Annotated in this window: 20 protein-coding genes; 10 read left to right on the top strand and 10 right to left on the bottom strand. The window is 58.4% G+C overall.

Annotation, left to right across the window (positions count from 1 at the left end; translation table 11 throughout):
• Nucleotides 1-4 precede the first annotated feature (4 nt).
• The 8 genes from XARJCFBP2528_RS16655 to XARJCFBP2528_RS23570 all read left to right on the top strand — a co-directional run bounded on the left by XARJCFBP2528_RS16655 (nucleotide 5) and on the right by XARJCFBP2528_RS23570 (nucleotide 9,328).
• Nucleotides 5-991 carry a lysylphosphatidylglycerol synthase transmembrane domain-containing protein gene (locus tag XARJCFBP2528_RS16655; protein WP_026064684.1) on the top strand — a complete coding sequence of 329 codons (987 nt, stop codon included), beginning with the start codon at nucleotides 5-7 and terminating at the stop codon, nucleotides 989-991.
• A 103-nt stretch (nucleotides 992-1,094) separates the two neighbouring features.
• Nucleotides 1,095-2,483 (top strand): UbiA family prenyltransferase, encoded by a 1,389-nt coding sequence (locus XARJCFBP2528_RS16650; RefSeq protein WP_016903941.1) that lies wholly within the window; start codon nucleotides 1,095-1,097, stop codon nucleotides 2,481-2,483.
• The gene (locus XARJCFBP2528_RS16645) at nucleotides 2,483-3,784 is read left to right on the top strand and encodes an FAD-binding oxidoreductase (protein ID WP_016903942.1); all 1,302 of its coding nucleotides are present in this window, start codon (nucleotides 2,483-2,485) and stop codon (nucleotides 3,782-3,784) included. The genes XARJCFBP2528_RS16650 and XARJCFBP2528_RS16645 overlap by 1 nt, the downstream gene beginning before the upstream one ends.
• 2 nt (nucleotides 3,785-3,786) lie before the next feature.
• Complete coding sequence (locus tag XARJCFBP2528_RS16640) at nucleotides 3,787-4,515, top strand: SDR family oxidoreductase (protein ID WP_016903943.1); 729 nt, start codon at nucleotides 3,787-3,789, stop codon at nucleotides 4,513-4,515.
• Between the two features lies 1 nt (nucleotide 4,516).
• Nucleotides 4,517-5,461 (top strand): NAD-dependent epimerase/dehydratase family protein, encoded by a 945-nt coding sequence (locus XARJCFBP2528_RS16635; RefSeq protein WP_016903944.1) that lies wholly within the window; start codon nucleotides 4,517-4,519, stop codon nucleotides 5,459-5,461.
• A 22-nt stretch (nucleotides 5,462-5,483) separates the two neighbouring features.
• Entirely contained in the window at nucleotides 5,484-6,791 is a 1,308-nt protein-coding gene (locus XARJCFBP2528_RS16630; RefSeq protein ID WP_026064685.1) for an NAD(P)/FAD-dependent oxidoreductase, read from the top strand.
• A complete protein-coding gene (locus XARJCFBP2528_RS22805) occupies nucleotides 6,788-7,195 on the top strand; it encodes a GtrA family protein (RefSeq protein ID WP_080591387.1) in 408 nt (135 codons plus the stop codon). The genes XARJCFBP2528_RS16630 and XARJCFBP2528_RS22805 overlap by 4 nt, the downstream gene beginning before the upstream one ends.
• A gap of 174 nt (nucleotides 7,196-7,369) precedes the next feature.
• Entirely contained in the window at nucleotides 7,370-9,328 is a 1,959-nt protein-coding gene (locus XARJCFBP2528_RS23570; protein ID WP_146011224.1) for a hypothetical protein, read from the top strand.
• Nucleotides 9,329-9,403: 75 nt separating this feature from the next.
• Here the strand turns inward: XARJCFBP2528_RS23570 and XARJCFBP2528_RS24475 are convergent, their stop codons facing one another.
• Complete coding sequence (locus XARJCFBP2528_RS24475; protein ID WP_146011223.1) at nucleotides 9,404-9,904, bottom strand: hypothetical protein; 501 nt, start codon at nucleotides 9,902-9,904, stop codon at nucleotides 9,404-9,406.
• Between the two features lie 76 nt (nucleotides 9,905-9,980).
• Between XARJCFBP2528_RS24475 and XARJCFBP2528_RS24470 the strand changes: the two genes are divergently transcribed.
• Nucleotides 9,981-10,172, top strand: a complete 192-nt coding sequence (locus XARJCFBP2528_RS24470; RefSeq protein ID WP_047124901.1) for an integrase core domain-containing protein — start codon at nucleotides 9,981-9,983, stop codon at nucleotides 10,170-10,172.
• A 555-nt stretch (nucleotides 10,173-10,727) separates the two neighbouring features.
• On the opposite strand, the gene XARJCFBP2528_RS16615 is transcribed toward XARJCFBP2528_RS24470, so the two are convergent.
• From XARJCFBP2528_RS16615 to XARJCFBP2528_RS16580, 8 genes are all read right to left on the bottom strand, one after another.
• Nucleotides 10,728-15,191: a glycoside hydrolase family 99-like domain-containing protein gene (locus XARJCFBP2528_RS16615; RefSeq protein WP_080959851.1), complete on the bottom strand. Its 4,464-nt coding sequence runs from the start codon at nucleotides 15,189-15,191 to the stop codon at nucleotides 10,728-10,730.
• A gap of 35 nt (nucleotides 15,192-15,226) precedes the next feature.
• A complete protein-coding gene (locus XARJCFBP2528_RS16610; RefSeq protein ID WP_049805011.1) occupies nucleotides 15,227-16,564 on the bottom strand; it encodes an ABC transporter ATP-binding protein in 1,338 nt (445 codons plus the stop codon).
• The gene (locus XARJCFBP2528_RS16605) at nucleotides 16,554-17,393 is read right to left on the bottom strand and encodes an ABC transporter permease (protein WP_047127300.1); all 840 of its coding nucleotides are present in this window, start codon (nucleotides 17,391-17,393) and stop codon (nucleotides 16,554-16,556) included. Before XARJCFBP2528_RS16605 ends, XARJCFBP2528_RS16610 begins: the two co-directional genes overlap by 11 nt.
• A complete protein-coding gene (locus XARJCFBP2528_RS16600; protein ID WP_016900964.1) occupies nucleotides 17,393-18,589 on the bottom strand; it encodes a cystathionine gamma-synthase in 1,197 nt (398 codons plus the stop codon). Before XARJCFBP2528_RS16600 ends, XARJCFBP2528_RS16605 begins: the two co-directional genes overlap by 1 nt.
• Before the next feature lie 89 nt (nucleotides 18,590-18,678).
• Nucleotides 18,679-20,049 (bottom strand): pyridoxal-phosphate dependent enzyme, encoded by a 1,371-nt coding sequence (locus XARJCFBP2528_RS16595; RefSeq protein ID WP_016900965.1) that lies wholly within the window; start codon nucleotides 20,047-20,049, stop codon nucleotides 18,679-18,681.
• 287 nt (nucleotides 20,050-20,336) lie between these two features.
• Nucleotides 20,337-20,555 (bottom strand): HP1242/YdcH family protein, encoded by a 219-nt coding sequence (locus XARJCFBP2528_RS16590; RefSeq protein WP_002814034.1) that lies wholly within the window; start codon nucleotides 20,553-20,555, stop codon nucleotides 20,337-20,339.
• A 345-nt stretch (nucleotides 20,556-20,900) separates the two neighbouring features.
• Entirely contained in the window at nucleotides 20,901-21,791 is an 891-nt protein-coding gene (locus tag XARJCFBP2528_RS16585; protein WP_016900966.1) for a coiled-coil domain-containing protein, read from the bottom strand.
• The gene (locus XARJCFBP2528_RS16580; protein ID WP_039525328.1) at nucleotides 21,788-22,171 is read right to left on the bottom strand and encodes a DUF4398 domain-containing protein; all 384 of its coding nucleotides are present in this window, start codon (nucleotides 22,169-22,171) and stop codon (nucleotides 21,788-21,790) included. The genes XARJCFBP2528_RS16585 and XARJCFBP2528_RS16580 overlap by 4 nt, the downstream gene beginning before the upstream one ends.
• A 98-nt stretch (nucleotides 22,172-22,269) precedes the next feature.
• Here XARJCFBP2528_RS16580 and XARJCFBP2528_RS16575 point away from each other — a divergent pair, with 98 nt between their 5' ends.
• Nucleotides 22,270-23,403, top strand: a complete 1,134-nt coding sequence (locus XARJCFBP2528_RS16575) for a PilT/PilU family type 4a pilus ATPase (protein ID WP_016900968.1) — start codon at nucleotides 22,270-22,272, stop codon at nucleotides 23,401-23,403.
• A 283-nt stretch (nucleotides 23,404-23,686) separates the two neighbouring features.
• On the opposite strand, the gene maiA is transcribed toward XARJCFBP2528_RS16575, so the two are convergent.
• On the bottom strand, nucleotides 23,687-24,352 hold the full coding sequence (maiA, locus tag XARJCFBP2528_RS16570; protein ID WP_016900969.1) for a maleylacetoacetate isomerase: 666 nt from the start codon (nucleotides 24,350-24,352) through the stop codon (nucleotides 23,687-23,689).
• Nucleotides 24,353-24,357: the final 5 nt, after the last annotated feature.

Genomic DNA, 24,357 nt, shown 5'->3' with positions numbered 1-24,357 from the left:
TGCAATGGATTCACCTTTGCCTCCCAGCATCGACGGTGCCGCAAGATTGCGGCACCGTCTGGATTATCTGGCCGCCTTCGTGTTGCTGCTGTGCGCGGGGTACGTCGCCGTATTGGTCTGGGTGGACCACGGGAACGGGACGTTTTCGCGGCTGAGCGAGGTCTGGCAGTTGATGTCGCTCGCAATCGTGCCCGTCTCCATCACGTACCTGTTCCGGTACTGGCGGTGGCACTGGCTCCTCCGCCGCAAGGGGCATCACGTACCGGTGTTACCCGGCCTGGCTGGCTATCTGGCGGGCTTTGCCCTGACCGCAACGCCCGGCAAGGCCGGCGAACTGATGCGGATTCGCTATTTCGCGCGTATGGGCATCCCGGCCGAGCGCACGCTGGGCGTCTTCGTCTTTGAGCGCGCGTCCGATCTGCTGGTCATCCTGTCCTTGTCGCTGCTGGCTGCGTCGGTGTTCCCGACCCTGGGCGCCCTGGTGGCCGTGGTGCTGGGATTTGTCTGTGTGCTGTTCGGCGCGGCGGCGTGGCCTGCGCTATTGAATAGTCTGGCACGTGTGACCGAGCGCCTTCCCGGCCGCTGGCTGCGCCGCCTGGCCCGCTTCTGCCTTGCGGCAGCGTTGGAGCTGCGTAGCTGCCTGGATCTGCGCGCGTTCGGGCAAAGCATGCTTGCCGGATGCCTCGCCTGGGGACTGACATCGGCTGTCTTCGTGAGCCTGTGCGTTGGCATGGGCTTGCAGCTGGACCCCATGGTCGCGCTCGGTATTTATCCACTCGCGATGCTAATCGGCGCGCTGTCGTTCGTCCCCGGTGGCGTCGGCACCACCGAACTGGCCATCGTGTTGATGCTCAATCGGCTCGGGATCTCTACCCCGGAGGCGATTGCGGTCGCCGTCGCGGCGCGCCTGGTCACGCTCTGGTACGCCATTGTCGTCGGCGCGGCGGCCATGCTGATCGCAGAATTTGCATCGCGGGAAGAAGCAGGTTGATCGACTAGGTATAATCGCGGCCCCGCAATGGATCGCCAGGCAGTCGATGTCCGCCCCTACCAGCAGCTCCACCCGTCCGGTTGTTTCGGGACGCGCCCTTTGCGTGGATCTGGATGGCACGCTTTTGAATTCCGACATCCTCTACGAGTCGGTGCTGGCTCTGCTGGCGCGAAATCCGCTGTACCTGTTCTTGCTGCCGCTGTGGCTGTTGCGCGGCAAGGCTGCGCTAAAGCGAGAACTTGCCTCCCGCGTCGTCCTGCCTGCGGAGACCCTGCCCTACAACCACCAGGTGCTGGAGCTGCTACGCACCACGACACAACGTCCGCGCGTGCTATGCACGGCGTCCGACGCGCTCCTGGTGAAGCCTATTGCAGACCATCTGGGCCTGTTCGAGGAGGTGATCGCCAGTGATGGCAAACGCAATCTGTCCGGTCGCAACAAGGCAGATGTGCTGGTCGACGCGTTTGGTCAGGGCAACTTCGATTACGCAGGCAACGGCAGCGTGGATTTGCATGTGTGGGAAAAGGCCGGTGGCGCCTGGGTGGTCAACAATGGCGCTGCACTCGCCAAGGCTGCTGCGCAGCGGACGACCGTGCATGCGCATTGGCCTGCTCCGCCGCGTGCCCGTGCATGGCTGAAGGCGTTGCGCCTGCATCAGTGGCTGAAGAATCTGCTGGTGTTCGTTCCCCTGCTGACAGCGCACCGCTTCCTGGATCTGGAATCGGTGGTGCAATCCACGATTGCGCTGGTGGCGTTCGGCCTGTGCGCCTCCGGCGTCTATGTGCTCAATGATCTGCTGGACCTGACGCCTGATCGCCAGCACCCTCGCAAGCGCAAACGCCCGTTCGCGGCAGGTCGGCTTCCTCTTTTGCAGGGCCTGCTGGTCGCCCCTGCGCTAACCGTCGCCGGCCTTCTGCTGTCGTTGGCATGCAGCATCGAATTCACCCTGGTATTGCTTGCCTACTACATCATGACATTGGCGTATTCGCTGCGCTTGAAACGCATCGTGATGATCGACGTTGTGCTGCTCGCAGCCCTCTACACCGTACGCATCATCGGCGGCGCCGTGGCGATCGGCGTCGAACTGTCGTTCTGGCTGTTGGCGTTTTCGATGTTCATGTTCCTGTCGCTGGCCCTGCTCAAGCGCTATACCGAACTGCATGCCATGTTGAGCAGCGGCAAGACCAGGGCCAGTGGTCGTGCCTATTCAGTGGAAGATCTCTCGCTGCTGCAATCCATGGGCGCGGCGGCCGGCTACATCGCGGTGATGGTGATGGCGCTGTACATCAACAGCCCCGAGAGTGTGGAGCTGTACCGCAATCCCAAGCTGCTGTGGCTGGTGTGTCCGGTGCTGCTGTATTGGGTGAGCCGGGTCTGGATCATCGCCCATCGCGGAGAGATGCATGATGACCCGATCGTGTTCGCTGCCACCGATCGCGTGAGCCAGATCGTTGTGGTGCTGTGCGGGTTGTTTGCCCTGAGCGCCATCTGATGGCGGCGGGGCAGTCCTGGGGGCGCTATCCCAGAGCACACCAGACGCTGCTACCGATCCATGATCGCGCGGCACGTCTGCCGGCATTCGATGGCTTTGCCCTGCCTCGTGGTAACGGACGCAGTTATGGCGACAGCTGCCTGAATCCGGATGGTGCACTGCTATGCGCACGCGGGCTTGATCGATTCATCGCGTTCGATCCAGGCAATGGCGTCTTGCGCTGTGAAGCGGGAGTCACCCTTGCCGAAATCATCGAGCTGGCGTTGCCGCAAGGCTGGTTCCTGCCAGTGACACCCGGCACTCGCTACGTCACCGTCGCCGGCGCGATCGCCAACGATGTGCATGGCAAGAACCACCATCGCACCGGCAATTTTGGCCACCATGTGCGCGCATTCGAGCTGCTGCGCAGCGATGGCGAGCGGCGGCTGTGCACCCCGGATGACGCCGATCTCTGGTTTGCGGCCACAGTGGGAGGGCTCGGCCTGACCGGCCTGATCACCTGGGCCGAAATTCAGTTACGCCGTGTCGGCAGTCCCACGCTGGAAGCAGAAAATATCCGCTTTGGCTCGCTCGACGAATTTTTCGCCTTATCGGCCGCATCTGCCGACAGCCACGAGTACAGCGTGGCCTGGATCGATTGCCTGGCAAGCGGCAAGGCACGCGGACGCGGGCACTTCACCCGCGCCGACCACTGCACCGGGCTCGCCCAGGAGCGACCAAAATCGCCAGGCGCAGGCTTGTCCATGCCGGTCACACCACCGATTTCGTTGGTAAACAAGTTGTCCCTGCGGCCTTTCAATGCGCTTTACTACTGGCGCCAGCCGGCATCGCACAGACGCTTCGTCAGCCACCTGTTGCCGTTCTTTTACCCGCTGGACGGTATCCGCGACTGGAACCGTATGTACGGCCCATCCGGTTTTCTGCAGTATCAATGTGTATTGCCGCCTGCAACCGCACGTGACGGGGTCGACGCGCTGCTTGCCGAGATCGCGCGCAGCGGCAGCGGCTCGTTCCTGGCAGTGCTGAAAGAATTCGGCAACACACCTTCCGTCGGCATGCTGTCTTTCCCGAGGCCCGGGACGACATTGGCATTGGACTTTCCCAATACCGGTCCTGACGTACTCCGCCTGCTTGAGCGACTGGACCGCATCGTCGACGAGGCAGGCGGCGCTCTGTACCCTGCCAAGGATGCACGTATGCCTGCACAGTCGTTTCAGCGCGCCTATGGCCGCTGGCGCGAGTTCGGCAGCTATCTCGACCCACGTTTTTCTTCCGGCTTCTGGCGCCGGGTCACGGAGTAGACATGCAACGCGTCCTCATCATCGGTGCCACCTCGGCCATCGCCGAAGCAACCGCCCGACGCTACGCCGCACGCGGGGCGGCCATCCATCTGCTCGGCCGACAGGCAACGCGCCTTGAGACGATCGCAGCGGACCTGACCACACGCGGTGGCAGGAGCAGCATCGGCGTCCTCGACGTCAACGACAGCGCACGTCATGGCGAAATATTGGACGCTGCCTGGGCGGCGCTTGGTGGCGTTGATGTTGTGCTGATCGCACATGGCACGCTGCCGGACCAAGCTGCGTGTAACGCATCGGTCGAACTGTCGCTTCGTGAGTTCGCAACCAACGGCACTTCCACCATTGCCCTGTGCGCGGCGATTGTTCCGCGACTGACGTCGGGCGCCACGCTTGCAGTCATTTCTTCGGTGGCGGGAGACCGCGGCCGAGCCAGCAACTACCTCTACGGCAGCGCCAAGGCGGCTGTGACTGCATACCTGAGCGGTCTGGGCCAGCGCCTGCGTCCGGAAGGAATCAACGTGCTCACGATCAAGCCGGGCTTCGTCGACACACCCATGACCGCGGCTTTCAAGAAGGGCGCACTGTGGGCAAAGCCGGACCAGATCGCCAAGGGAATCCTCGGTGCAGTGGACAAGCGTCGCGCTGTGGCCTATCTGCCAGCATTTTGGTGGGCCATCATGCTGGCGATCAAAAACATACCCGAATTCGTTTTCCGCAGGATCAAGCTCTGACATGACCGACAAACACGCCAAGATCGTCATCACCGGTGCCGCAGGGCTGGTCGGCCAAAATCTGATCGTCGAGCTCGAACAACAGGGCTACACCCAACTGGTGGCGATCGACAAGCACGCGCACAACCTGCAGATCCTGCGCGAGTTACATCCTGCCGTGCGCGTCGTGCATGCGGACCTGGCCGAACCGGGCGAATGGGCCCGCGAGTTCGAAGGCGCGGCCTGCGTTGCCCAATTGCATGCACAGATCACTGGCAAGACCACCGAGCTTTTCACCCGCAACAACCTGGTTGCCACCTCGCACGTACTTGACGCCTGCAAAGCGGCCGAGGTGCCTTTTGTAGTGCATATCAGTTCGTCGGTGGTGAATTCGGTCGCTGTGGATGATTACACCAACACCAAGCGCTCCCAGGAAGAGATGGTGGTGAGCAGCGGCTTGCGTCACTGCGTGCTGCGGCCAACGCTGATGTTTGGCTGGTTCGATCCAAAGCATCTAGGCTGGCTGTCGCGCTTCATGGCCAAGACGCCCGTCTTTCCGATCCCGGGTGATGGCAAGTTCATGCGTCAACCGCTGTACGAACGCGACTTCTGCCGTTGCATTGCCAAATGCATCGAGCGCGAACCCAACGGCGAGGTCTACGACATCGTCGGTGATACCCGAGTCGATTATGTCGACATCATCAAGACCATCAAGCGGGTCAAACGCCTGCATACGCTGATCGTGCATATTCCAATCGGTTTCTTTGCCTTCCTGCTGCGCGTGTATTCGATCTTTAGCAAGAAACCCCCATTCACGGCCGACCAGCTCAAGGCGCTCAGCGCCGGCGATGACTTCAAAGGCGTCAATACCGAGAAAGTCTTTGGCGTGCGCCAGACGCCATTCGAAGATGCGATCCGCGAAAGTTATACCGACCCGCGCTATAGCCACATCGTACTTAAGCGCTGAACTGTCACCAAGAGATAAACACATGAGCTCATTCGCGATCGTCGGCAGCGGCCCCATGGGCCTAATGGCTGCCATGGAACTACTGAAGAAAGGTCATCAGGTCGATGTATACGAACGCGATGACCGGATCGGTGGCATGTCCGCCGATTTCGATTTCGACGGGCTGCGCATCGAGCGCTATTACCACTTCATCTGCAAGACCGATTTCCCGCTGTTCAAGCTGCTCGAGGACCTAAAGCTGTCCGACCGCCTGCATTGGACCGACACCAAGATGGGGTACTACTACCAGGGCAAGCTGCACAAATGGGGAACGCCGTTCGCCCTGCTCGGTTTCCCGCATCTGGGACTGGTCGACAAGATCCGCTACGCGCTGCATGTCATGCACACCAAGGGTATCAGCGACTGGACTGCGCTGGATAAGGAGAACGCACGCGACTGGATTACCCGCTGGATCGGCCCCAAAGCCTACAAGGTGATGTGGGAGAAGGCGTTCGCGCTGAAGTTCTTCGAGTACCAGAACGATCTGTCCGCCTCGTGGATCGGTACCCGAATCAAGCGCGTGGCGTTGTCGCGGCGTAATCTTCTCAACGAAAGCATGGGCTATCTGGAAGGTGGCTCGGCCGTTCTGCTGGAACGCATGGCGGCAGAAGTTGCACGTCTCGGCGGTCGCATCCTGCTGTCGCGGCCGATCGAGGAGGTCGCCTCGGCCGACGGCCAGGTCACCGGCATCCGCACCCGCGACGGCCACCATCCCTACGACGGCGTCGTGTCGACCGCACCGATCCAGTACGTGCCCGGCATGGTGCCCGGCCTGCCCAAAACGTTTGCCGACCAGGTCGGCGCGATCGAGAATATTCCGGTCGCCTGCGTGATCCTGAAGCTATCCAGGCCGGTCAGCGAAAACTTCTGGATGAACATCAGCGACGACCGGATCGCCATTCCCGGCCTGATCGAGTACAGCAACCTCAACCCCGGCAACGGCCCCGGCGAGCACATCGTCTACGCGCCCTACTACATGCCCAAGACCCATCCGAAGTGGCAGTGGAGCAACCAGCAGTTGATCGACGAGGTCATCAGCTACCTGCCTATGATCAACCCAGACTTCAAGCCGGAGTGGATCCGCGCCACCCATTGCCATCGTTACGAGTACGCGCAGACCATCTGCCCGCCAGGCTTCCAGGACATGCTGCCGCCGATGAAGGCGCCGTTGCGTGGATTCTTCATGGCAGACACCGCCTACTATTATCCGGAAGACCGGTCTATCAATGAAAGCATCGCCGTTGGCGCGAAGCTCGCTCACGTCGCGGCAGAAGGGAAGACGTCAAGGTGATCTCTCGACAGTTCTTACTGTTTCTAGTCGCAGGGAGCATAGCCGCAGCTGTAAATTTTGGCTCTCGTCTTGTCTTTAGTGGGTGGATGCGCTACGTCCCAGCAATTATTTTGGCTTACTGTCTAGGTATGATTACGGCCTTCATACTCAACAAGGTCTTGGTTTTCCAAAAAGCACAGAACGATCTCAGCCATCAGATGACTTGGTTTCTCATCGTCAACTTGGCCGCAGTATTGCAAACAATCATGATCAGCTTGGTACTCTCCCGTTGGTTACTACCTGCCCTGCAGATCAACTTCCATAACGAAACAGTAGCACACGCCTTTGGCGTCGCTGTGCCTGTGATTACTAGTTACTTAGGCCACAAACACTTTTCTTTTTCATCATCAAAATATTTAAAATAGACATTACCACACCCCCACAAGAATAATTTAGCCGAAGATGGCATCGGAGCTTAACTCCGAATGAAAATTCCAACGAAATTCTTGAGCACCTCAACGTAAAGCGCAAACCTGCATCGTTATTAAAAATAATCGAAACAAACCACCGAATGCATAAAATTCACCATGGAGTCAGCTGTGCGCACCATGAACTCACAACCAAGAGCCATTATTAGCTTCACCAGCAAATCCTGTGCTCTTGTGTTCATAGCAATATTTCTCTCACGCTTATTTTTTCTAATGAGCGCGGGCGGCTCTGTTCCTTTCTGGGACCAATGGGGTGGCGAAAATTCAATCTTCAGTGCATTTGAGAGTGGATCCCTGACTCTGGCACAGATGTTTGCACCTCACAACGAACATCGAATCTTCTGGACACGATTGCTTACCATTATCCTGTTTGAGCTAAACGGCCATCAATGGGATAATCAAGTTGAAGCCTTCGCGTCAAACTTTATCTACAGCATATCGCTCACTATACCCGTACTAATTACATCAATTAAAAGCCATAAAAATCAGGCGATTTCCGTGGCCGTAGCTGTAACATTGATGGGAATACTTCCATTTGGCTGGGAAAATACATTAGTAGGCTTCCAGAGCCAATTTTACATAAATACCTTACTTGCATTCATTGCAATTGCAGTCTCATCATTCGGCGCAATAAAACTCCGCACAGCGATCACTCTTACTATCTTGATCCTGGCTTCTCTCGCATCCATGGCAAATGGTGTGCTCACCGCATTTGCTTGCGCTGGAGTATTGATTGCTCGCGGAGCTAACCAACGTGATCTTCTCAATCGCGGCGCGATGCTTGCTGCATTTGTCACGCTGCTTGGAATCGCTGGCTTCATCATCACCCCTTCCCCAGCGTACCACGCACAGTTGAAGGCCCAGGATATCTCAGAAGCGGCTTCCGCATTACTGATAACAAGCAGCTGGCCACTCTTGCCCGGAATCGGCCAATTAGCTTTATTTGTTCCAGCTGCATTCTGGATGCTGATAGTCGGACGCAATCGCCAGACTCAAACTGACTACTTTTTTCTAGGCATCAATGCTCTCGGCATACTAAATGCGGTTGCAATAGCCTATTCCCGAGGACATGGCTTAGCTGAAGTTACTTCACGCTATACAGACACCATCTTGCCCTCTAGCATAGCTACTATTTACTTTGCCTCACGCCTTATCGGATCAGGAGTACGTGGCGTATCAACTCGCGGCATATCCTACGGTAGCTACATAGCAGTCGTGCTTGGTATCTTCTGCCAATCTTATCTTCAATGGCCAAAACTGGAGGAGCGAGCTTATTGGCTTCGTATGTCGACATTAAACACAGCAAAATTCCTTGCTGGCGACGACGAGGCATTCCAGGGCAAGCCTAATGGTCATGTACCTTATCCTGATCCAGGCCACCTTGGCGCAAGCCTTCGGAATAATGCGCAAATTGAATCACTACCCACCTCATTGCTTGGAGGCCTCGCCGTATCGGGCCGTTATCCGGCTATCGCGGAGCGTTGCAATCTAGCGTCGGATCCGAAAGACAACTTTGCTAAAATTCAGGCAGACTGTAGCTCCCCTGCTGCTTCCGATCCTAATTTTGTTTCGATAGCGACCGGACCGTTATCTACGGCGCTGATGCTCTTCCGCCAAAAGGCAAATACCTCAATTTTCCCAAGAGGCAGGGTGATTCCTACCCTTACGTTAAATACAGGAAAATGCGCGCTTGATACGTTCAACGAGCGGCCTGCAGGTCAGCTTCCCATAACATCCTCCATCGGCCTTCCAATCAGACTCGCGGGCTGGACTACGCCGACACAATTTAACTTCAAAAATTTCAATTGGTCGGAGTTGCGAATAGTACTATCAGATGGTGCGCAGGCCTACAGTTTTGACACCGGGCATTGGCGCATCATCCGTCCTGATGTAGCTGATTTTTTTAAGGATAAAAATTATATGTACAGCGGCTTTGATGTGTATATCGATCCTCAGGACCTAAAGCCCGGCACATACCGAATCTTAGTAAGCACCAACACAAATTCTGACTGCGACACGGGCCATTCAGTAAAAATTGATGCGCCCACGCTTCCATTTTTGCGTTTCTGAGGGATCGACACACATCCAGATTAAGACTTCACTTTTTCTTGTTCGCAGCATTTGGTGAAACTGATCCAGCCACAGTTAAACGCTTCTGGGCAAACTAAGACCAAGGAAAAGATAAGGATGCGCAAAGGCAAGTTCACCAAAAGCCAGATCGTCGCCACGTTGAAACAAGTTGGGAGCTGCCACTAAGTCAAAGATGTTTATTACGAGCTGGGCGTTCTCGAGGCGACCTAGTACGCCCGGAAGTCCAAGTACGGCGACATGGAGGTCGCTGATGTACAACGCCTTTGCAACCTGTACACCGAGCACGGCAAGCTCAAAGAGGTTTATGCCGACCTTGCGATTGAGAACAATGCATTGAAGGATGTCATCGCAAAGAACTGTAGGCCCTGCGCATACGCGCCCGCCTCTTGCCAAGCTCGTGAGCAGCATGGCTGGAGCTCTGGCGACGGATCGGTTCGGCGAACGCCTTAGCTCGCTCGGCAGCACATTATCGACGTCGTTCTGATCGTGATGAGGAGGTAGTTGCGCAGTTATTAGCATTACCCGAGCATAGATTTTTTTGGAATAGGAACGCATCACTGACTGCCGCGACTAGCCGAACAAGCTTCGTTTAGACGACCGGCCAGAATTTCTTCATGCCGGTATTGGCCAAGTGGGCCGAGCACAAGACATCTCATCAGATTTTATCGAGCCGGGACGTCCGATACAGAACGGTTTCATCGAATGCTTAAACGACATCTACCGGCGCGGCAAGCTGGACATGCACATCCTCCGCGCGCCGGGCGAAGTTCGCGAGCGAACCGCGCAGTGGCAGGCCCACTACTACAAGCAACTGATACCGTAAGACGCCTGGGCGTACTAACGGCCGCCGTGCTCCACGATCAACACCAACCGCAGACCCCTAACGTCAGCTGGTACTGAACTGCGGGGAGCGACAATCACTACCCAGGATCCGACCCGCGAGCTCGACCGGTTCACACGCGGCCGTAGCCTGACGCAAGTGAGATCAGGGCTATGCTGAATGTTTGACCTGCGAGACCTGCAGGGTAGTAGATGCTCGAGTATATGCGTCAGAGGCATGCAATTAATACTACCCCAGCATGGCAACTGAATTAAAGCACTCACTCTCAGCCATTTAACAGAAATCCGTTAGCCAAATGGCATCATCAAGTGCAGATTTACAACACTTCTTTGTCTTCGCTCTGAAATCGAACGCCGCGATGCGGTTACATCCAGAATATAAATGAGAGGAAAAGGGCATACGATGCCGTCAGCTTGCGCTTAACAATTTCCTAAACTGACATTATTAGCGACGGGATCCAAATCGAGTCTTATTCGGGAAGCTGGCTCGTAATTGGCCCATTCTTCACATCAAGAATGGGCCAATCCCAGACCACGTCTAGGATTTATGCAAGGTCGGCTTGGCGTAAGCGTATGTCTTGAAAGAGCCGTAGGCTTCGGTAAATGGTGTATTACTGGAGGCAATGTAATATCCCGACGAACATGTCGCGATACTAAAGCATCGTTCTATCGCGTGCGCTAGCGTTCCATCCACCTGCCCGGCCTCAGGTTCAAAATCTTCGCGTGTCAACTCCAAATCAATAATTGACTGGATTGCCTCTATACGAGCGTAGAACATCGAGCCGGCAGCGAACATTGCAATGGCAGGATCGACAGGATCGCTATGCATCTGTCGCGACAGACGATGCACCGCATCGGCATTCGCGCCCCAGTAGGTCGTCATCGGCAAAATATGCCCATCAGGCGCGGAGAGACCCAACTCTGGCTGCTGGCGGAATGCATCAAAGTTGCGGGCGGCCAGATAGGGATCCAGTAGTTTGTCGAGCATGTCTCGCCGCCATGACTCTCCGTCCTCACGGTGGAGCGAACGCTTGGTATGCAACTTCAATACCAGTGACTCGGAAGCGTCCAGCGTCTTTAGGGTTTCCAGAAAAGGCAGAATGTCACGGCCGTGGTTCTCGTAAACTTGCACATCCGCGTCCATCCCCGCATCGGCAAGTCGCGCCTTCACATCCTGCACATTGCGAGAGACTGTAGAGATTACAAGACGGTATGGCACGGTCCACGCGGATAGTGACGCCAACATCTCAGGAAGAAGTTCTGGATAGAAGGCGTGGATAATCACCACTACCCGCTCCGGCGTGCGCGGCGTAGGTACACGACGTAGTGCCTGCCGAGTCGCTTCCAGATATGCATATCCGTAGCGACGATCCGGCTCCAGATGCGCGCCCTCAGCCCACTCGTTCCATGCATTAACAAACACTAGGGAATCGCCCCGCACCGGGTGCTGACGGGCATAGTCAATTGCTCCTCTTAGCCAAGTGCGATAGCGTTCCGGAGTGGAACGGGCGACTGTATAGCCCTTACCCGGCTTGCGCGCGTCATTATCCCAGCCAGGGAAAACGCCTCGGATCAGGTCATATTCCGGCTTTGCCTCGGCAAAGGCGCTGCTAACAACATCGGCATAATCGACGACATTACCCTGGTAGCCAGGATTCACGATCTCCAACTCGTGATTAATCGAAGACAAACCTGCCGCGACTTTGTGAGGTGGAAATTCAACCGCGGCGTCAAAGCCGTATTCACGCGGATCAAGCTTGTCAAACTGCACCATACAGATGAACAGCTCACCGATTCCCACTTCGCGGCAATGCTGCCGCCAACGTTCCAACGTTGCGCCAGCATCAGGCAGCAACGAGGGTCGATAAAGAATGACTAACGGGCGCCCATCAACACGGATATAGCGTGAATCCCTTAGCAGAGGCTCCAATTCTGTGATAAAGGCACGGTCGTCTTCAGCACTGTAATCTTGAGCGATGAGCACATCGTTCTCAAGGCCATCCCAGCGGCGAGTCCAATTTTCGTTCGCCCAGCAAATACAGAAAGGCAAGTCGACATCAGAAGCGAGTAGCTGATCGAGCGGGCGCTCCATAAGCCGCTTACCAGCAAACCAATAATAATGGAAGCAAAAGCCTTCAATGCCATACAACTTTGCCAGCTCCGCCTGACGGCGCATAACATCGATCAGACGCAAATCGTAGAAGCCAAGTTCACCCGGTAAATGGGGCTGGTAATGCCCCACGAACTGTGGAACTGCTTTGCTGACATTCGTCCACTCGGTGAAGCCGCGCCCCCACCATGCGTCATTCTCGGGAAAGGGATGAAACTGCGGGAGGTAGAAGGCAATGACACGCGCCGCGTTTGCGCGGGGATCAATCCCAGCTGCAATACCGACATACTCACTTTCAGACGGTTTGGGCAGCTGCAGGATGGCTTGCGTGTAACGACGCAAGAAAGAATCGCCGCCGTCCTCTACAGACTCCGGCGCAGGAGACAACACAATCTCTTGTGGCTGATCAGGCTGGCGGGCGGCCAACCAGTTCCTGTAAGCATTGGTCCTTCCAAATACACTAGGCATGAGCCGGAAGGATGCGGATTTGATTGACTGACGCGTCGCCTCCGACACAGGAAGCGCGCGATAAAGGCGGCGCAGGCTACGTCCAACCGATTGCCTAACGAATTGTGGGCGAAGCATATTCCTGAGCACTCGCAATGGCATGGTAATCCGCCAACTAGTTGATGCCAGCAGCCGATCCAGTTCAGCTGCACGCTCTGACGCCAGGCGAAGCGATTGCTCATATATTCCAAGCGCATCCTTGGTTTCAATCAAATCGCGCCCTAACCTGACTTCGGTTTCTCGAGCTTGCTCAGCAAGCTGAAACATTCTCTCTAGAATTGTGTTGTTTCTTTCCAGCGCACGATTACGTTCAGCACGCGCCTCCATCAACGACTGAATTTCAGCATCCTTGAGTTGATCATTGCCCGCAAGAGCCTGTATTTCTGCATCCTTCAACCGCTCACGTGCGGCACTCGCCGCTAATAGAGCCTGAATCTCCAGTTCCTTGAGGCGAAGCTTTTCGGTTAACGATTCACGTAACGCTTCCACTTCCATTTCCCTACGTTTTTCTGCATCTTCCGTGGCTGCCTTATGCTGCCGAATCTCCGCGTCCTTGAGCTGCTCCTTCTCAGCATTGATTGCCAGCTCGGCCAAAAGTTGCGCTTGCCTTTTACGAAGCGCGTCCCCATCTTCTTGGCCGTCCTTGATTCCTTCCTGAAAGTGGCGACTGATATCGCTAATTCGCTGCGCAGTATCGGACATCAAGGAATTCCAATCCCTTGACATCCTTCCCACATCAGGAAGCGATCGTAAATTGAAATTTGAAAAACTCTTCAGACCTAGCCCACTATCTCGCCCATAGACCAGACGTGTGACCATGCCATCTAGATCGATGAAACGCTCGATGTCGCCCTCTCCAACTGGTGCGCCCATCATTTCCATCAGTAGTCGAAGCAGCGTCGGGAGATGAAGATGAGAAATATCTTCAGGCGCGCCTACTGCAACCAACGATGTAAATGAGCCAATGATGGCCCGATAAATCAAATAGGGCAGCTCAAGCTCTCCATGCCAAACCCATTCCAAATCGATAAACTGGTAATTGCCATCTTCCATTTGCATCAGATTACGCGGCAACGCATCCAAGGCCCAGCCTGGGAGCATGCCAGCCCCCGTGGAATCACCTGCCACTTCGACCTCGTGTAACAGGGCATCCTTCCATTGCCCCAACCATTCGGCCACTTCAGCAGCTGTCCAACTATCGCGAGTTACTATGGCTTCCAGCGCCTGACTGTGTATCCGCCCGTGTAGAAATGGCTCCGGTAGCAACCGCATGCTGATGGGTCGCGAGCGCTCGACATTGTCATCTTCCGCAAGGCGACTGCGGACGACTTCTATTTCTTTGCTACCTACTCTCGATTGAAACTGAACCTGCTTGCAAAACACCGGAACGCGTTCGCTTGCAAAGTGCAGTGCCAGCGGCACAGATCCACTCTTGGCAACTGGAACAGCCCGTTTGCGGGCAACCACCAAGAATGAATTGGACATATCTGCCAACAAACCATTGCGACCGATCACCGTCCAAGCCCGCTCCAATGCAAATAACGGGGCGTAAGGGAGCTGTGGGTCGCTCGATGCGCTCTGGCTGGCGAGAGAACTTGGATCGAACTGCGGATAGGAACCATCGTAACCGGCGGGAAGAACCACCGCGCCAGGAAATTTGTAGTCAGGAAATGGCAACAGAAATTCGGCATGCTCGAAACCTGCGTCCTGAAGCATCCTCGTCAGCTCAAGCCGACCGAAAGTAGCTACGGTTTTTTTGCCGTAGTTATCTGAAATGCCGTACATGGCCTTACCGACATGGTCTTCCGGCATACCAGCCAGATACTTAAGACCCAACTGATTTTCAATCGCGACAACTAGCACACCGTCGTCAGCCAGCAATGAGTGCGCTTTACGCAGCCACGCAGCTGCGGGATCTGCAGCCTTGCCATAGATCCTCGCGTACTCAAGCACGCCGATGAGCGTCACTGCGTCAAACTCATCTTCAGCGGAAAAGTTCTCCAGGACGTCGTTTACCACCTGCACATTCGACAAATCGCGACAGCGTGACGCCGTCATTCGCGCGCGGCGTTGGCTGCCTTCCAATGCGACCAACTTAGTTCCGAGCTCACCCAAGTAGCGGGAAATAGCACCGCAGCCTGAGCCGACCTCCAGAACACGTCCCCCTAGCACATCTGCCACAGGGCGTAGAAGATTCGCGCGACTGGCACTGAGGTGATAGCGCGATGGCCAGTCGATCTGATGCTCAGATAATGAGCGCGAAAACAGTGATACGTCGTCACAACCAGCTATTGCAGCAGCTACTCGCTGCTCAGCTTCGTCACCATCACTGTAGCCGAACTCTTCCGCCTGATCCTTAGGCAGCCAAACTCCTTCAGACAGCATATATGTGTTTGCTATTCCCACATATGGGTTAGACATTAACTTGCCAATCCTTGTTGAGCGGCCAATTTAGGACGAATCACAGCTCCAACGTCACTGAACCCGACAAATCCTTCCGAGACGACCTGGAAGTGGATCGAATCGTAGCGCCTATCGTGAGGAGTCACGTCATCCCCCTGTCGGCTAGCGACACCAACGGAGATAAAGTAATCGCCACTCCCCAGCCTGCATTCAAAGTCGACATCAATTCGTATAACACTTCCCGCGGCGCCTAGTCGCGCCATCTCGACAATCTCTTGCATCTCGGTGTTGGTCGCATAAACAGTGACACCCTCGGTATTCTTGATAGTAAGACCAAGTACCGGCCGCACTACTTCTCGTTCGAAACGAACGGCAAGACTTAGACAGCCGGCCTCGCCGCTGGAAACGATCTGGGGAAACGGCTGGGCGCCAACTTGCAGATAAAAATCTTGCAGGACGGCCGCTCGATCCCCCCAGCGATATTCATGGGGGTTGTAATTCGGATGACTAGAAAATGGATCGACCCCTGCGGGCGGCACCGCCAAAAATCCAGGCTGGCTTTCTACCTCGCCGCCGCCTTCAATTTTTACCGAGGTCTGCAACGGACGACTTTTTCCGAAGAGCAGGTCCATATAGTGGTGCACTACTTGCTTTGGCGCACCATCCATCAACAGACGACCTCCATCTAAAAGTACTGCGCGATCGCAATGTGTAACGATTTGCTCGGTGGAATGAGACACAAACAAGATGGACGTGCCTTGGTCACGTAACTCGCGCAACCGCGCAAAGCACTTCGACTGGAACTTTGCGTCGCCCACTGCAAGCGCCTCGTCCACAACCAAGACGTCTGGGGTGACATTGATCGCAACGGCGAACGCAAGGCGGACAAACATACCGCTGGAATAGGTTTTTACGGGTTGATCGATGAACTCACCGATGTCGGCGAACTCCGTGATTTGCTGGAAACGCTCTTCGATCTCTCTGCGCGAAAGGCCAAGGACTGCGCCGTAAACGAAGACATTCTCTCGCCCGGTGAACTCCGGATTGAAGCCCGCTCCAAGTTCCAACAGAGCGGCGACCCGCCCATTTACAACCGCAGTGCCCGTCGTGGGTGCCAATGTGCCGCAGATAATCTGCAAAAGGGTAGATTTACCGGAACCGTTACGCCCGACAATACCTACGCTCTCCCCCCTCCCCACGTTAAAGCTAACCGCGTCAAGCGCATGAAACTCACGGAACCACTGAGCCTTGCGTTCATTCGGACTCAGCATTTGCATCAATCGATGATGCGATTTCTGGTAAACAGGAAACACCTTGCCAATATTATGAACTTGGATAATCGACTCAGATGACATCTGCGAATCCTCTACGGGTCGCCTTGAACCATGCAAAGCCTGCATAGAACACGATTATCGCGATGCACATGTAAATCCCCAGGCCAGTAAAATTTGGCAAGTTCCCCCAGAGTGCTACTTCGCGCGCCTGGTCAATGATGAAAGTTAGCGGATTCAACTTGAATACCAGTTCAAAGTTCTCAGGTATTGCCTGCTCCGGGATCATGGCCGAAGACAGAAACAACAGCGCAGTAGAAAGCACACCGGTAACCTGGGTGATATCTCGGAAGTACACTCCAAGTGAGGCTAGGAACCAGGACACTCCCAGCCCTAGCACTACCAATGGCAGCAATACAACCGGAAGCAGTACGATGGTCCAAGATATCTGCCCATCCATAGCTAACCGAAGCAGCGCAAACACGACTGTGTTCATTAGCACATGGAAAAGCGCAGACGCGACCATCGGCCAGGGCAGAATTTCGAGTGGAAATATGACCCGTTTGACGAAATTCGGGTTACCCATAATCAAGTATGGTGAACGGCTTAAACATTCAGCAAAAAAGCCATGCACGATCAAGCCAACGAACAGTACCAATGAAAAGTGCGCTTGGCCTTCGGCAACTTGCGGCCAACGGCTTTTCATAATTGAGCCAAACGCAATCGTGTAGACGATCAACAGCAAAAACGGGCTTATCAGCGACCATAACAGGCCAAAGCTGGCTCCACGATAGCGGCCCAATACTTCACGCTTGGATAATTCCAATGTCAGGTCCCGACGCTCTCTGAGTGCATCGAAAGGGCCAAGTACTAACCTTGTTAGACGCCCTCGACTGAGTAAAGTCCGGATCATCAAAAACTTCCCTCTTGTAAGGCGATTTCCAAATCCCCTCGCAAATCCCCCACATCCTCAACCCCCACGCTCAGCCGCACCAGCGCATCGCTGATGCCAAGCTGGTCGCGGCGAGCCACGGGAATCGAGGCGTGGGTCATGACCGCGGGATGGTTGACCAGGCTTTCCACGCCGCCGAGTGATTCGGCCAGGGTGAACAGTTCGGTCTTCTCGCAAAAACGCTTGGCCGCCTCGAAGCCGCCCTTGAGCACGATCGAGACGATGCCGCCGAAGCCGGACATCTGGCGCTGGGCGAGTGCGTGCTGCGGGTGCGAGGCCAGCCCGGGGTAGATCACCTTCTCGATCGCGGGGTGGGTTTCCAGCCATTGCGCCAGCGCCAGCGCGTTCTCGCAATGCGCGCGCATGCGCAGCGGCAAGGTCTTGAGGCCGCGCAGCGCGAGGAAGCTGTCGAACGGGCCTTGCACGCCGCCGATGGAGTTCTGCAGGAAGGCCAGTTGCTCAGCCAGTTCGGCGTTGTCGCCGACCACCGCGATGCCGCCGACCATGTCCGAGTGACCGTTGAGGTACTTGGTGGCCGAGTGCACGACGATGTCGGCGCCCAGGCCGAGCGGGCGTTGCAGCATCGGCGAGGCAAAGGTGTTGTCGACCACGATCAGCAGGCCATGCTTGCGCGCGATCGCGGCGATGGCGGCGATATCGACCAGCTTGAGCATCGGGTTGGTCGGGGTCTCGATCCACACCATCTTGGTGTCGGCGCGGATCGCGGCTTCGAAGGCGGCCGCATCGGTCAGGTCGACGAAGCTGAAATCCAGGCCGGCGGTGCGGCGACGCACCCGCTCGAACAGGCGGAAGGTGCCGCCATACAGGTCGTCCATCGCCACCACGTGGCTGCCGGCGTCCAGCAGCTCCATCACCGTGGAGGTGGCGGCCATGCCGGAGGCGAACGCGAACGCACGCGTGCCGCCTTCCAGCGACGCGACGCAGCGCTCATAGGCAAAGCGCGTGGGGTTGTGGGTACGCGAATACTCGAAGCCCTGATGCTCGCCCGGGCTGGACTGCGCATAGGTGGACGTCGCGTAGATCGGCGGCATCACCGCCCCGGTGCTGGGGTCCGGCGACTGCCCTCCATGGATCGCCAACGTGGCGAGCGAGAGTTCGCGCTCGCCATCGTGGCTGGGTGTGGTGCGATTGGACATGGAGGTTCCCGGAAAAAGTGGCGGATTGTAGCAAGCAGGTCTGAATGGCCGGTGCCGCGCGTCCCATCCGGGCGCGCGGCCAGCTGCGATCACTGCACGCGGCGGCGCAGGTAGTTGAGCAGGTCGATGCGGGTGATCAGGCCCAGGAACTGGTTGCCGTCCATGACGATGGCGACCTGGCCGCGGTCGAACACCGGCAGCAGCGCTTCGATCGGCGAGGCGACATCCAGGCGATCGAGCTTGCTGACCATGGCGGTGGAGATCGGGTCGCGGAAGCGTGCCTCGTCGCCGTACACATGCAGCAGCACGTCGCTCTCGTCGACGATGCCGACCAGCTCGCCGTCATCGATGACCGGCAGCTGCGAGACGTCGTACAGCTTCATGCGCTGGTAGGCGGTGGTCAGCAGGTCCTTCGGCCCGACCACCACGGTGTCGCGCTTGTTGTACGGGCGCAGGATCAGGTCGCGCAGGTCGCCGTGCTGCGGGCGCTCCAGGAAGCCGTTGTCCAGCATCCAGTAGTCGTTGTACATCTTGGACAGGTACTTGTTGCCGGTATCGCAGACAAACACCAGCACGCGCTTGGGCGTGGTCTGCTCGCGGCAATACTTCAGCGCGGCGGCCAGCAGGGTACCGGTGGACGAGCCGCCGAGGATGCCCTCCTTGGCCAGCAGCTCGCGCGCGGTGTGGAAGCTTTCCGCGTCGGTGATCGAATAGGCCTTCTTGACCCGCGAAAAATCGGAGATGTCCGGCAGGAAGTCCTCGCCGATGCCTTCGACCAGCCAGCTGCCGGACTTCTCGCTGACCGTGCCCTCTTCGATGTACTGGGTCAGGATCGAGCCGACCGGGTCGGCCAGCACCAGTTCGGTGTGCGGCGAGGCGGTGGCGAAGGCGCGCGACAGGCCGGTCATGGTGCCGGAGCTGCCGCAGCCGAACACGATCGCATCCAGATCGTTGTCCATCTGCGCCAGGATCTCCGGGCCGGTGCCGAATTCGTGCGCAGCCGGGTTATCCGGGTTGCCGAACTGGTTGATGAAGTAGGCGCCCGGGGTCTCGGCGGCGATCTTGGCGGCCAGGTCCTGGTAGTACTCCGGGTGGCCCTTGGCCACGTCCGAACGGGTCAGCACCACTTGGGCGCCCATGGCCTTGAGGTTGAAGATCTTCTCGCGGCTCATCTTGTCCGGCACCACCAGGATCAACTGGTAGCCCTTCTGCTGGGCGACCAGTGCCAGACCCAGGCCGGTGTTGCCGGCAGTGCCTTCGACCAAGGTCGCGCCCGGGGCGAGGTCGCCGCGCTGTTCGGCCGCCTCGATCATCGACAGGCCGATGCGGTCCTTGATCGATCCACCGGGGTTGGCCGCCTCCAGCTTGAGGAACAGCTCGCAGACGCCGGTGTCCAGGTGCTGTGCCTTGACGATCGGCGTGTTGCCGATCAGTTCGAGTACGGAGGAATGGATCGCCATCGGAATATCGTCACTGCGTCGCGCGGGGCTTGGCCGCCCATTATCCGACGAACGGCTGGCGAATGCTCATTCAGACTGGAACCGATCGCGCCGGCCTGTGAACGGGCAGGCTCAACCAGCGCTGCGCCACTACCATCGGCCTGACTGCGCGGCCGCCAGACGGGCATCGCGCCCTGCCGCCAGGCGCGTGGCACGGGGTGGCGCAAATAAAGACGCGGACGGTGGCAAGCCGACGAGGAGGCCGCCACCGCCCGCGGCGGTGAACTTGTTCTAGCGGTGGGGAAGGATCAGTGGGTGAGCTGGTCGTACATCCGGGTGAGCTTTTCTTTCGCCTGCAACTTCTCGCGCTTCATCTGGCCCAAGGTTACGTCGTCGATGGGGAGCACCCCGAGTTCGGCATCCATGCATTTCTTGTTCAAGAGCTTGTGGCGTTGGTACAGCTGCTTGAACTCGGGATCGGACTTGACCAATGCGTCGATTTCGGTCTGCGGTTGCCCTTCGAACATGGCGTTACCTCCTTCACTTGAAACACTTAAAACAAGAACGCCCCGGCCGCGGGCGGCACGGGGCGCTGCTTGGGGATGGAAGACTCGCGGATCACAATGGCAAGCGCACTGGCGGAACCAAAAAGCTGTCCACCGAACTGCGTTGATACGTGCCCTTGCGTCACTGGCCCGGCCCTCCGTACTTCCAGGCAGCGGAGTGCTGCCCGGGAGTACGACCCTACGCCGGTCGCGGAGGGGGTTCAAGGCCAGAACGGCTGCTTTTGCCGTTCCCTGCCTCAATCAGTGACCGCGGTTCAACCGGGCGTCATGCCCGGGTTAAAAGACCTTAACTTCCAACCACTTGCACTACGGCGAGACAACCACCTCGGCAGCGCGCGTCTTGCTGGCGGCGGCCTTGGTGCCATTGACCTGCAGCCGTGCGCTGGCAACGCCTGCAGCCACCAGGGCATCGCGTAACGCTTCGGCCCGCTTCTTGGCGGTGGCCGCATCGCTGTCGTAGCCGACGATGCTGACCCGGCCTTTCTTGCCGATGTTCAGATACTCGGCCAGCGCCTTGGCCTGCCCCGCGGCATCGCCGGACAGCGCGGCCTTGCCACCGAAGGCGCCACTGCCCAGCGAAAACACTTCGCCGCGGCTGTCGAACTTGGCGGACGGCAACTTGGCTCCGGCCACCAACTCGGCTTCTTCATGCGCCAGCTGCACCGCTTTTTGCTGGGCCGCATTGAGCTTGGCGGTCTGCTTGCCGGCCACGCTGGTCAGCGCCAGCTCGGCGTCCTGGCGGGCCAGGGTCTCCTGTTCGGCCGCCTGCCGCATGCGCTCGGCCTCCTCGGCCTGGATCTGCGCCTGCACGCGCAGACGCTCGGCTTCCTGGCGCGCGCGCGAGGCGTCACGGCGGCTGGCTTCGATCAGCAGGTCGTTGCGAGTGCCTTCCAGCCGATCCAGCTCGCGCCGCGCCAGTGCGGTGCGGGCGGTGAGTTCGGCGATTTCGACCCGGCGGTCGGCCAGAAACACCAGCTCGTCGCGGTCGCGCCGCTTGGCCTCGGCCAGCGCCGCCACGCTCTGCTGCGCCTGCAGCCGCTCGAAGCGGGCCAGTTCATTGGTCTGCGGGTCGTTCTGCAGCGCGGCCAGGCGCCGGTTGAGCGCGTCGGCCTGCGGGTCGTCCTTGGCCGCCATTGCCAGCGACGGCAGGGTGCCCAGGCTCAGCACACCGAGATAAAGAAGCGGGCGCAGTTTCATCGGCCGGCCTCCCCGGTGTTGAGGCTGTTCTGCAGTTGCGCCACTTCCTTGCGCCGCTGTTCCAGCTGGGCGGTGACCACCGCCTCTTCGCTGCGCGCCTTGGCCAGATCGGCGTCAGCCGCTGCGCGCAAGGCGATCTGTGGCACCTGCTTACGCTGGCGCTTGTCCAGTTGAGCCTGCTGGGCCTGCATCAGTTCCTGGCGGGCCAGATTGACCAGATCAGGGGCGTACTGGTCGGCATCGGCCTGGGTGGCGCGTTGCACGGCCTGTTCGGCGGCGGTGAGCTCCGGTGCCACCTGGGCGGCAGCCGGAGAGGAAAGAACCATGAAACAGGCGATGCCATACAGGGATCGCCGCAAGTATGCGAAGCTAGCCGTCATTAGGGGAGCCGTAGCGAGAAGTCTCGAGCACGGCCATTGTCGGAAGCCTGCGGCGGACTTGCAACGAGACGCTGCTGTTTGTTGGGGAACCATTGCGCATGGATATCGGCTACTTCCTGAAGCTGATGACCGAAAAGAATGCCTCGGACATGTTCTTGACCACCGGCGCACCGGTGTACATCAAGATCGAAGGCAAGCTCTACCCGCTCGGCAATACGGGGTTGCCGCCGGGAATGGTCAAGAAAATCGCTTATTCATTGATGGACGAAGGCCAGGTACCGCAGTTCGAGCGCGAGCTGGAGCTCAACATGGCCATTGCCCTGTCCGACGCCGGGCGCTTCCGCGTGAACGTGTTCAAGCAGCGCGGCGAGGTGGGCATGGTGATCCGCGCCATCCGCAGCCGGATCCCCAGCATCGAAGAGCTCAACCTGCCGCAGGTGCTCAAGGACGTCATCATGACCCCGCGCGGGCTGGTGCTTGTGGTCGGCTCGACCGGCTCTGGCAAGTCGACCTCGCTGGCCTCGATGATCGACCACCGCAACAGCACCACCACCGGACACATCCTCACCATCGAGGACCCGATCGAATATCTGCACAAGCACAAGATGTCGATCGTGAACCAGCGCGAGGTGGGCCTGGACACGCACGCCTTCCAAAGCGCGCTGAAAAACGCGATGCGCGAGGCGCCGGACGTGATCCTGATCGGCGAGATCCTGGATGCCGAGACGATGGAGGCGGCGATCGCCTTCGCCGAGACCGGCCACCTGTGCCTGGCGACGCTGCACTCCAACAATGCCGACCAGACCATCGAGCGCATCCTCAATTTCTTCCCCGAAAGCGCGCACAAGAACGTGCTGATGAACCTGGCGCTGAACCTGCGCGCCGTGGTGTCGTTGCGCCTGGTCAAGGGTGTGGACGGACGCCGCCGGCCGGCGACCGAAGTGCTGCTCAACACGCCGATGATCCGCGACCTGCTGCGCCGTGGCCAGGTGCACGAGGTCAAGCAGGCGATGGAGGAATCGCTGGAAGAAGGCATGCAGACCTTCGACCAGTGCCTGTTCCGCATGGTCAAGTCCGGCGAAATCGAGCAGGAGGAAGCGCTGCGCGCGGCCGACTCGCGCGATGGCCTGGCGCTGAAGTTCCGCCTGTCCGAGGGCGGTTCCGGCGAGCACGACCCGTACGCAGATTACGAAACGGCAGCAGCGCCGAAGATCAGCCACGGCTTTATCTGATCGTCGGCAAGTGCGCGCGGTTGCCGCGCATTTGCCCGGAGCAGCGGATCGCGCAGGGCCGTTGCCGGCGCACGAGCGGTGCGCACGGTTGGGACAGCGCAGCGGCTAGCTTTGATCAACCCATGAGTGCCGCCGAGCGCGGCCGATGCTCGGCGCACGGAGACGGCTCGCCCGCCTGCGTGCCGCCCAGCCAGCCGACAACCGCTCGCTACCGGTACCTGCGCTGCCCGGGCTGCGATTCAACGCGGATGCGCCCCCGCACCAGGCAAACGCCTGTCGCCGATCAGGCCGGCACCGCGTCGGCCTGCATTTCCGGCCGCGCCGCAGCGAATGCCGGCAATGCCAGGCAGGCCTGTTCGATACGCTGCAGGATCGGATACGCCACCAGATCGACGTCGAAACGGCGCGCATTGTAGAGCTGCGGGATCAGCAGGCAATCGGCCAGGCCCGGCGTGTCGCCGTGGCAGAACGTGCCGGTATGCGGATCACCGGCCAACTGCGCTTCCAGCGCCGCAAAACCGCGCTCCATCCAGTGCCGTGTCCACTGCTGGCGCTGCGCGGCATCCAGCTGCCATTCGCGCTCGAAAAACTGGGTGACGCGCAGGTTGTTGAGCGGATACACGTCGCAGGCGATCACCTGCGCCAGGGCGCGCACGCGGGCGCGCGCGGCCGGCGCTGCGGGCAGCAGCCGCGTGCTGTCCGGGAACGCGTCTTCCAGATACTCCAGGATCGCCAGCGACTGCGGAATCACCACCGCGCCGTGCCGCAACGTGGGCACCAGTTCCTGCGGGTTGAGCTGCGCGTAGGCGGGTGCATGCTGCTCGCCGCCGTCGCGCACCAGATGCACCGGATGCGCGAGGTAGGCCAGCGCCTTCAGGTGCAGGCCGATGCGCACGCGATACGCGGCGCTGGAGCGCCAGTACGAGAACAATTCCAGTGGCGCGCTCATGCCCG

It is taken from the genome of Xanthomonas arboricola pv. juglandis, assembly GCF_001013475.1.
Taxonomy (GTDB): domain Bacteria; phylum Pseudomonadota; class Gammaproteobacteria; order Xanthomonadales; family Xanthomonadaceae; genus Xanthomonas; species Xanthomonas arboricola.
The sequence above is the reverse complement of the archived record's forward strand: the minus strand, read 5'-3'. Positions and strand labels throughout refer to the sequence as shown.

Excerpts from the sequence above, each read along its gene's own strand:
- XARJCFBP2528_RS16630 (WP_026064685.1), top strand. The coding sequence starts at position 5,484 with ATGAGCTCATTCGCGATCGTCGGCAGCGGCCCCATGGGCCTAATGGCT.
- XARJCFBP2528_RS16640 (WP_016903943.1), top strand. The coding sequence starts at position 3,787 with ATGCAACGCGTCCTCATCATCGGTGCCACCTCGGCCATCGCCGAAGCA.
- XARJCFBP2528_RS16610 (WP_049805011.1), bottom strand. The coding sequence starts at position 16,564 with ATGTCATCTGAGTCGATTATCCAAGTTCATAATATTGGCAAGGTGTTT.
- XARJCFBP2528_RS16575 (WP_016900968.1), top strand. The coding sequence starts at position 22,270 with ATGGATATCGGCTACTTCCTGAAGCTGATGACCGAAAAGAATGCCTCG.
- XARJCFBP2528_RS16635 (WP_016903944.1), top strand. The coding sequence starts at position 4,517 with ATGACCGACAAACACGCCAAGATCGTCATCACCGGTGCCGCAGGGCTG.
- XARJCFBP2528_RS16590 (WP_002814034.1), bottom strand. The coding sequence starts at position 20,555 with ATGTTCGAAGGGCAACCGCAGACCGAAATCGACGCATTGGTCAAGTCC.
- XARJCFBP2528_RS24475 (WP_146011223.1), bottom strand. The coding sequence starts at position 9,904 with ATGCGTTCCTATTCCAAAAAAATCTATGCTCGGGTAATGCTAATAACT.
- maiA (WP_016900969.1), bottom strand. The coding sequence starts at position 24,352 with ATGAGCGCGCCACTGGAATTGTTCTCGTACTGGCGCTCCAGCGCCGCG.
- XARJCFBP2528_RS16595 (WP_016900965.1), bottom strand. The coding sequence starts at position 20,049 with ATGGCGATCCATTCCTCCGTACTCGAACTGATCGGCAACACGCCGATC.
- XARJCFBP2528_RS16615 (WP_080959851.1), bottom strand. The coding sequence starts at position 15,191 with ATGCTGTCTGAAGGAGTTTGGCTGCCTAAGGATCAGGCGGAAGAGTTC.
- XARJCFBP2528_RS16605 (WP_047127300.1), bottom strand. The coding sequence starts at position 17,393 with ATGATCCGGACTTTACTCAGTCGAGGGCGTCTAACAAGGTTAGTACTT.
- XARJCFBP2528_RS16645 (WP_016903942.1), top strand. The coding sequence starts at position 2,483 with ATGGCGGCGGGGCAGTCCTGGGGGCGCTATCCCAGAGCACACCAGACG.
- XARJCFBP2528_RS16600 (WP_016900964.1), bottom strand. The coding sequence starts at position 18,589 with ATGTCCAATCGCACCACACCCAGCCACGATGGCGAGCGCGAACTCTCG.
- XARJCFBP2528_RS16580 (WP_039525328.1), bottom strand. The coding sequence starts at position 22,171 with ATGACGGCTAGCTTCGCATACTTGCGGCGATCCCTGTATGGCATCGCC.
- XARJCFBP2528_RS16655 (WP_026064684.1), top strand. The coding sequence starts at position 5 with ATGGATTCACCTTTGCCTCCCAGCATCGACGGTGCCGCAAGATTGCGG.
- XARJCFBP2528_RS16585 (WP_016900966.1), bottom strand. The coding sequence starts at position 21,791 with ATGAAACTGCGCCCGCTTCTTTATCTCGGTGTGCTGAGCCTGGGCACC.